The sequence below is a fragment of the Nostoc sp. genome, from assembly GCF_036919595.1.
Taxonomy (GTDB): Bacteria; Cyanobacteriota; Cyanobacteriia; order Cyanobacteriales; family Nostocaceae; genus Nostoc.
In genome coordinates this window covers 58,016-66,501 of sequence record NZ_JBALCO010000121.1, presented here as the reverse complement: position 1 = coordinate 66,501, position 8,486 = coordinate 58,016, and the positions used below count along the sequence as shown (strand labels likewise).

9 protein-coding genes are annotated in these 8,486 nt (G+C 42.8%); 4 read left to right on the top strand and 5 right to left on the bottom strand.

All coding sequences use genetic code 11. The annotated features are described in order from the left end of the window. Positions 1-266: 266 nt before the first annotated feature. A complete protein-coding gene (locus V7K21_RS18505; protein ID WP_335176654.1) occupies positions 267-701 on the top strand; it encodes a GrpB family protein in 435 nt (144 codons plus the stop codon). Between the two features lie 73 nt (positions 702-774). On the opposite strand, the gene V7K21_RS18500 is transcribed toward V7K21_RS18505, so the two are convergent. The 4 genes from V7K21_RS18500 to V7K21_RS18485 all read right to left on the bottom strand — a co-directional run bounded on the left by V7K21_RS18500 (position 775) and on the right by V7K21_RS18485 (position 3,933). After that, on the bottom strand, positions 775-2,820 hold the full coding sequence (locus tag V7K21_RS18500) for a ribonuclease catalytic domain-containing protein (RefSeq protein ID WP_335176652.1): 2,046 nt from the start codon (positions 2,818-2,820) through the stop codon (positions 775-777). A 99-nt stretch (positions 2,821-2,919) separates the two neighbouring features. Then, entirely contained in the window at positions 2,920-3,135 is a 216-nt protein-coding gene (gene rpsR, locus V7K21_RS18495) for a 30S ribosomal protein S18 (protein ID WP_012411240.1), read from the bottom strand. A 2-nt stretch (positions 3,136-3,137) separates the two neighbouring features. Continuing rightward, complete coding sequence (rpmG, locus tag V7K21_RS18490; protein ID WP_162397071.1) at positions 3,138-3,332, bottom strand: 50S ribosomal protein L33; 195 nt, start codon at positions 3,330-3,332, stop codon at positions 3,138-3,140. Between the two features lie 43 nt (positions 3,333-3,375). Next, the gene (locus V7K21_RS18485) at positions 3,376-3,933 is read right to left on the bottom strand and encodes an RDD family protein (protein ID WP_335176650.1); all 558 of its coding nucleotides are present in this window, start codon (positions 3,931-3,933) and stop codon (positions 3,376-3,378) included. Positions 3,934-4,280: 347 nt separating this feature from the next. Between V7K21_RS18485 and V7K21_RS18480 the strand changes: the two genes are divergently transcribed. Further along, positions 4,281-4,898 carry a PEP-CTERM sorting domain-containing protein gene (locus V7K21_RS18480; RefSeq protein WP_335176648.1) on the top strand — a complete coding sequence of 206 codons (618 nt, stop codon included), beginning with the start codon at positions 4,281-4,283 and terminating at the stop codon, positions 4,896-4,898. Positions 4,899-5,201: 303 nt separating this feature from the next. Continuing rightward, the gene (locus tag V7K21_RS18475; RefSeq protein ID WP_335176646.1) at positions 5,202-6,467 is read left to right on the top strand and encodes a molybdopterin molybdotransferase MoeA; all 1,266 of its coding nucleotides are present in this window, start codon (positions 5,202-5,204) and stop codon (positions 6,465-6,467) included. Between the two features lie 316 nt (positions 6,468-6,783). On the opposite strand, the gene V7K21_RS18470 is transcribed toward V7K21_RS18475, so the two are convergent. Next, positions 6,784-8,016, bottom strand: a complete 1,233-nt coding sequence (locus tag V7K21_RS18470) for a cysteine desulfurase-like protein (RefSeq protein ID WP_335176645.1) — start codon at positions 8,014-8,016, stop codon at positions 6,784-6,786. A gap of 182 nt (positions 8,017-8,198) precedes the next feature. On the opposite strand from V7K21_RS18470, the gene V7K21_RS18465 reads away from it, so the two are divergent. Further along, positions 8,199-8,345, top strand: a complete 147-nt coding sequence (locus V7K21_RS18465) for a hypothetical protein (protein ID WP_335176644.1) — start codon at positions 8,199-8,201, stop codon at positions 8,343-8,345. Positions 8,346-8,486 lie beyond the last annotated feature (141 nt).

Below are 8,486 nucleotides of genomic sequence, written 5' to 3'. Positions count from 1 at the left end.
ATTCATTGGGAGACCTCAAGCTTTGGTTTCGTTACCTTTATCTTGTGGTTTCCCTTTCTTTTTTGCTACCCCTTCTCACTCACATAAGGCGTATACTAATAAAATTGCTTGAATGGAAATTACAGCTATTTTCAGGTAAATAGACCACACAGTAGGGGCACAGCATTGCTGTGCCCTCACGACATATGTGGTTCAAATACTTGAATTCTGCTGTAAGTAAACGATTTAACCAACCGCGATCGCTGTAGATAAAATTAATTTCACCGATGGATGAAGTCAATCTAGTCGAATATGACCCATGTTGGCAGACCTTGTTTGCACAAAAAGCCGAGCGTATTTGGCAGGCACTAGGCAATAACTTAGTTGCGGAAATTGAACATATTGGTAGTACGGCAGTACAAGGAATGGCAGCAAAACCAGTTATTGACATTATGGTAGGAGTCCATTCCTTAGTAGATGCGAAATCTGCTGTTCCGATATTAGAATCTTTAGGATACATTTATTGGTGTGAAGACCCGCGTCCTGGACGGATGTTTTTTGTCAAAGGAATGCCACCATCCGGAAAGCAACGGACTCATCATGTTCATATAGTCGAGGTTAACAGCGAATTTTGGGAACAAAAGCTATTTTGCGACTATCTGAGAAAGCATCCTGAACAGGCGAAACGTTATGAAGCTTTAGTTAGAGCAAGATTAAAATAATTCGTAATTAATAATACTAGCCTCTGGCAAGTATTACAAATGACAAATGACAAATTAGTTAATTCTCTGCTGTTTAGGCTTCTTGATAAATTATTTCTTGAAACTGGATCATATCTTTTTGCGGATCGGCGTGGCTAACTTTCACTAATATCTGTTCGCCCAAGTTCACAGAACGTTTGAAAGTCATTGGCAACTGCAAGCCCAAATCTTCTAACAAAATTAGTGCCAAGTTGCTGTCTTCCCGCAGCCACATCAATACTGTCACATCCCAAGTTTCCTCTGGATGACGACGTAAATACTCTAGAGCATAATATCTATTAGTTTGCCGTTCCACCATTGTCACTTCTTGGGTGATACTGGCAACAGTCATCATTACTTCTTTTAGTTGTTCTGCGGAAAATGGCAGAACTTCACCCCGCAAATGAGCTTTAAGTTGAAAGTGGGTGAGTAAGTCACTGTAACGGCGAATGGGAGAGGTTGCTTGGGTGTAGGTATCCAAACCTAAACCAGCATGACGCAAAGGCGTGATGCTCATTTCACTCTTGGGCATACAACGACGCATGGCGCAGGCGCGAACGAATCCAGCCGGAAGTAAAAGCAATTCCTCATCTGGAGGTAATTCTGGTTGCGGTTGACCGCGAAAGGGCAAAGGTATGTTATGAGCTTTACCATAACGAGCCGCAACTTCACCGGTAAGAATCATCATTTCTGCTACCAGTTGCCGCGACGGGGAATCGTCCAAAATGTCAATGTTGATCTCGTCACCTTTGACTTTGATCGTCGCTTCCGGCATAGTGATGCTAATTGCCCCTTGGGCGTAACGCCAAGCCTTGCGCCGCTGTGCCCAAGTAGCGATCGCGGCAATTTCTGGTTCTGCTTGCACCCTTAATTGCAGCATTTCATCTACATCTTCGTAGGTGAGGCGATAAGTCGGCTTAATCGAACTGGTATGAATGCTGTAATCTTCTACTGCTCCAGTTGTACCTAAAACAATCCCGAAACTGAGGGCGCAACAAACCCTTCCCTGGATCAGACTCATTGGCCCAGTTGCCAATACCTCTGGGAACATGGGAATCATCCCCGTAGGTAAATAGACTGTACTACCCCGCTTTCTGGCTTCCAAATCTAATTCATCTTCCGGCACTAACCATCTAGTGGGATCGGCGATATGCACCCATAGGCGTTCCCGTCCATCAGCGAGTACTTCCCAACTTAGACCATCGTCGATCTCTGTGGTAGTTTCATCATCAATGGTGTAGACCTTTAGGTGAGTCAGATCCAAACGGTTTGTATCTGAGTCAATCGGCGGGAAATCCAAACGCTGTTGCGCCACTTCTAATACCTTATGAGGAAATTGAATTGGAATTGAAGAACGACGCAGGAACAAGTTTTCATAGGGACTCCAGCAACCCAAATCCACTAACAGTTGAAAGGCTCCTTGGGGTGTTGTGGGTCGTCCCAGCATGGTCATAGTTTCTAAAACTGGAGCGCTGGGCGGATAAGCGCGAGCCAAGGAGTCATAATTAACCCCCGTCCGCACGGTGTCAGCTATCAGCGCTGCGTATTTTTCTAGTCCTTCTAAGCGTTGGCGATCATGGCGGCCCCACTCTACCACTTCACCTTTGAGCGCCTGCTCTATACGAGTTAAAAATTCCTGCTGTCCCTTAGCTTTTAGTGCCTCTACTTCCAGCTGGTGCTTCCGTTCTGCCACCTGAGCAGCAGTTCGCGGTTCGTAAGCATCTCCTTTTTGCTTGAAATAAAGTTTGTCGTCTGATAACAAGCAATAGGCGGCGTAACAATGAGGCGCGGCTGATTCTGAAAATAGCAGATTCGCCATTTGGTCTGGGGTGACTGTTTCCCCATCTTCAACCAGTAATTCCCAAGCCACTTCTAAGCTAGATGGATCTAGATAAGGCTTAATCTGTTCCAAAAAGCTGGCAATCTCAGAGGGCTTGTAAGTTTGTCCGGTAACTGTATAGGTTATTTGTTTAGGCGCGAGGCTGTGAGATTGACCACGTTCGTCTACCACAAACCAGCGGGTTTTTCCGTCTGGACGTTCTACGATGCCCAGACGGCGATCGCCTTGAACCCTAAATTCAACTAGCGTCCCCTTCTCCACAACTCTCGCACTTTAAATTTGGTGAACAGTTTAAATAGTTTTAAGTTAGGAGTTAGGAGTTTTGATTCTTAACTCATCACTCATAACTCATCACTCTTTTTAGCCTTCCGCATTGATAAATGGCAATAAAGCCACAATCCGCGAACGTTTAATTGCTAATGTCAACTCTCGCTGTTGCTGAGACGTTAGCCCAGTAATCCGACGTGGCAGTATTTTACCCCGCTCGGTGACAAACTTACGTAATAAATCAACATCTTTATAATCGATTGGTTCTCCTGGCTTGATCGGAGAAAGACGACGACGGAAATAACTCATCTCTATTTAATTTCCTTGTGAACGGTATGTTTGTTGCAGTGGGTGCAGAACTTTTTCAGTTCTAGCCGATTTGTAGTGTTGCGGCGATTCTTGGTACTGGTATAACGTGAAACACCAGCAGAACGCTTATCTAAATTTGTCCGACACTCGGTACACTCTAGTGTCACAATTATGCGGGCACCTTTACTCTTAGCCATAATCTTACAAACAGTGAAGCCTGAAGAGAATTAACACAAATGACTATCTTCTCACATTCCGCCGCATATTTTCAACTAATCTTTTGACTTTTATATCGAGCGAGTAGCCACGACGCGACGAAACTATGAAAGTTCCGCAGTAGCGATCGTGTAAAGCCTGCTGCATCTGGGCATCATAGAAGGCAGTCCCACAATCAATTGCTAAGGGAAGTACTAGCAGTATAGCAGTGGGATTGGCTCTAATATTGGTCAGGGCAATTGACACTAAAAGGGCACCCAAGCCGATGATTGCCTCTCGCTTCAGCAGTGAGAGCAAATCTGGAATTCTGCCCATCACTTGCCCATCTTCGACTGACAACACCTTTAAATCGAACGCCCAACGCCCTAAACTTTGCCCTTGATTGTTGTATACCAGTAGCACCCGCAAAACTAGCCAAAGTATTACGAAAACTAAGATTTCAACAAATTGAATACCGATATCGCTGCCTCCCAGTAGCGAACTGACTAACCAGACACCAAGGAAATCAAGCCCCAATGCCATACCTCGCCGCCCAATATCAGCCTTGGGATAGTGTTTTTGGGAAACTCGTTCGATTGTCATACAAAATAGGTATTTTTATTTAGGGGTTGGGGAATAATGATTGCTCCTATTTTTTATATTAGGATGATGACTTGGCTACTTGCTGCGCTGTAAACGAACAAAAACCAGCCAACATGAATTTGTGCAACTGCCAACTGCACGACTCAAGAATAGGATTAAGCAGATATAGCGATTCTCATCCCCTGCCGGTTCGCCTTTGGTGTTCTCGTAGAATAGCCGCTACGCATCATGGATGCAAGATACAGTAGGAGCGTACTGCTAATCCCAGAATGACTTAAGCTTTAATTCTGTTTTTGGGAAATATTGTATTGTTATAGAAACTTTATTTTAATTTGGAAGTTGTATCCATGAAACATCTGTTTACTAAAACAGCTTTTAGGATTGTGAGGACTACTAGTTTAATATTAGCGATCGCCATAACCACTAATGACATAGCTGATGCTGTTGAGTTCAACTTTAACTGGAAAGGAGACTCCGGTTATTCAGCTAAAGGTTCATTTAATTACGATACAACAACTGCTCCAAGCGTTATTTATGAAGCAGGTTTGGGGGATACGAAAAACTTGCAGTCTCTCTCAATTTCCTTCTTTGATCCATTGAATACTTTCATAAATAGTTTCACTCCAGTGGTTAGTGGTGTATCTAACTACAGGTATTTGAGATTCAACTTTGATAGCACTACCCGGCAAATTGGCCCCTTTGATGTTGGCAAGGATAATAGCCTTCCTGGTGACACATGGCTTAATAATAATCTCGCACTTATAGATGAAGGCTTTAGTGATCAGGTTCTAGCTAAAGAATTTCATTTGATCAAGAGAGATGCAGCAGGCAAAGAGCAAATACTAAATTTAAGTAACAATTCAGTTCAGGTATCCAAAGTCCCCGAAGGAAGCATAATTATAGGTTTACTAGCAGTGTGTAGTTTGGGATTTACCCTCAAGCAGAAAAAAACTAGCGCAGCTTGACGTAAATCCAGCTATTATCACAATTAACAAGACTTGGGGATTTTGCCCCTTGTCTTAAAGGTCGGTATTCTGACTTTTCCACATCAAGTGAAAAGTTAATCAATTTTGGATTTTAGATTAACCCCATAGCTAAAGGTAGGACTGTTGAGAAAGGAATTTGGGATTTTAGATTTTTCTATAGTTTAAACAATGGTGGCTGTGAAACCAGATTTAAATTTTGAATCCTTCAATCCAAAATTTAAAATCTAAAATTGATCAGTGTTACTTTACAGAGATTAAGGTAAAAAGTCGGAGGCGATCGCTATGCTACCAGTCAGCGATGCACAAGCAATTATTTTAAATTTAGTCCAACCGTTGGATCATCAACGGGATACAGAAGTTGTCGATTTGTTGGCAGCCGATAGTCGGATTTTGGCAACACCTGTCACCAGTCCATTAGATTTTCCCCATTGGGATAATTCGGCAATGGATGGCTACGCAGTTCGCTATCAAGATGTGCAGCACTCTAACGCCGAACAACCAGCCGTTTTAGAAATTGTTGAAGACATTCCGGCTGGGTATCAGCCCAAGTCTACGATTAAACTAGGGCAAGCGGCGCGGATTTTCACAGGTGCGGTGATCCCAGCAGGTGCGGATACTATAGTCATTCAAGAGAATACACGTCGGGAAGAAAACCGCGTATTTATCCTGGCTGCACCAAAACCGCAAGAATTTGTCAGATACAAAGCATCTTTTTATCAAGCTGGAACACAACTACTACCAGCAGGAATTAAGTTAAATGCCCCAGAAATTGCCGTATTAGCAGCAGCACAATGTCCGCAATTAAATGTTTACCGCCGTCCGCGTGTGGCAATTTTTTCGACTGGTGATGAGCTGATCACAGTTGATAAACCGCTGCAACCAGGGCAAATTGTGGATTCTAATCAGTATACGCTGGCAGCTTTGGTAAAGGAGAGTGGGGCAGAACCGTTACTGTTAGGTATTGTGAAGGATGATCCAGTTGCCTTAGAAAAAGTCATTGCTCACACCGTTGCGATCGCTGATATAGTTCTCTCTTCTGGTGGTGTCTCAGTGGGAGATTATGATTATGTTGACAAAATCCTAGACTCACTAGGAGCAAAAATCCACATTCGGGCTGTACAAATAAAACCAGGGAAACCCCTTACTGTCGCCACTTTCCCCAGTAGAGACGCGATTAATCGCGTCTGTACCCACTCAGCCCTCTATTTTGGTTTACCAGGAAACCCTGGTTCTGTTTTAGCAACTTTTTGGCGGTTTGTACTACCAGCAATCAAGAAACTTTCCGGAATTACTGAAGGTTGGGAACCAGTATTTTTGAAAGTGCGATCGCATGATGAATTGCGATCGGATGGCAAGCGTGAAACTTACCTTTCGGGTAAATTGCATTTGATTGATGGAGTTTACGAATTTCACAAAGCTGGTGGTAGTCACAATTCTGGCAATTTAATTAATTTAGCTCAAACCAATGCTTTGGCTGTTGTGCCGGTGGGTAAAACATTAATTTCTCCACAAGAAGAGGTGCAAGTTTTACAGCTTATTAACGGCTAAGTAGCTCAAAATAATACAGCACTTTGCAAGTAAATGAAGTACACCTCTCCTTGCCAAGGGGAGGGTGCGTGACAGCGCGGGTGGGGTATTTTTGTACTTCATCAAGTTTAAACAGGACTTACGCACGGGTTATGAAAGAACGTAGACGCAAAGCGGCTTGCCGCAGGCTACCACTCCAGACACAGAGAAGCCAGTGCGCCCTTCTCCCAAGGGGAGACGCCAAGGGCGATGCGGTTCCCCGACTTGAAGCAACTGGCGCGACACGGAGGAATGATTTGAGAGGTTTTTTGCGTAAGTCCTATTAAATCTGCTGTAGTTAAAATATCTGCTCAAAAGCCTCAATCAAGCTGTTAACTTCCTCAAGGGTATTGTAATGCACCATACTTACCCGGACTATTCCACCTTGCGACGCTAACCCCAAGTATTCAATCAGCCGTTTAGCATAAAAGTCCCCGTAGCGAATCCCAATATAATGTTGGTCAATTTTTGCTGGAATGATTGAGCTATTCATTCCATCTACTACAAAAGATATAGTTGGTACACGAAATCGGCGATCAGCTTTTGATTGACCAATTACTCGCACATTAGACTTACTGTTGAGGTAGTTTAGGAGGCGATCGCTAATCTTTTCTTCATGGATGCTAATTAAATCAAACGCTTGCACCATTTGATTTCTCAAATCAGGTGCGGTTTGATTGCCGTAGTGCAGTTGTGCTAACTCACTTAGATAATCACATAACCCTAACATCCCATAACTTAATTCAAAATTGACATTCCCTAATTGAAATTTATAAGGTATATCTGTCTGTTCAAGAAAATAATGGTTCCAACCAGGCAATCTTAATAAATGTTCTTCTTTACCATAAAGTAAGGCATGATGTGGCCCATAGACTTTATAAAAACTTAAAGTATAGAAATCAACATCTAAATCTTGCACATCAATTAATCTGTGGGGTGCATAAGCTACACCATCTACACAAATCATCGCGTTGCGATCATGGACAAATTCAGCAATTTCTTTGATCGGGTTGATGGTTCCCAGAACATTAGAAGCATGAGTTAAAGCTACTAGTTTGGTGCGCTCACTCATCAAGAGTTCTAAATCTGCTAAATGAAGTTCTAAGGTGTCTGGGCGAATTTCCCACACTTTAACCTTCATTCCTTGTTTTTCAAGAGCAACCCAAGCACCAATATTGGCCTCATGGTCACAATTAGTAACAATAATTTCATCACCAGGCGTGAAAGTTTGACCCAGAGAAATTGATAGAACTTTCAACATCATTGTAGTAGATGGGCCCATGACCACTTCTTTAAAAGAATTGGCGTTAATCAAAGTAGCCATTCTTTCAGTTGCTAGAGCTAATCTTTCTCCTGCAAGTTGAGAAACCGCATAAGAAGCTCCTAACTGGACATCAGAACTCAAGAGAAATTCGCTAATTCTATCTACTACTTTTTTTAGGGTTTGTGACCCGCCAGCATTATCAAAAAAAGTCCATTTACCAGCAAGGGCGGGAAAATCTTGGCGAACTTTATCAAGATTCAGGAGCATAGTATAAGTTTTTTAGAGAATGTTCTTTTTCTTTACCCTAGCCTACCTTTTGGCGAGTCGCCCAGAGAACATCTACATTCTCTTTTGGCGTTTACAGCTTGTTTTACCAGTCTTCTTGCTCTGCAATAATCTCTCTAGAGGGGGTATACTTGGAAACCCAATTAACTTACTTAGCTTAAATCATGTTATTAATTGTCAGAAAGATTAATCATGAGTTAGCGATCGCTGGACAAATTAGACCTCTTGCAAAAGTCCCTAACACCTCTCCCCAAAGCATCGGGGAGGAAAGACAAAGCGTAGCTTTGGCGGGGTGGGGTTCTTATTTTTGATTTATGCAAGAAGTCTATTACACTACACCTCCTACTTCCCTACCTAATCCTATAAATTTGAAGTCTTCGCAGCATTTCATCCCAGAGCTAGATGCGAGGGATTTTCACGGTTATATATTATGACAGACGGAAATGTGCCTC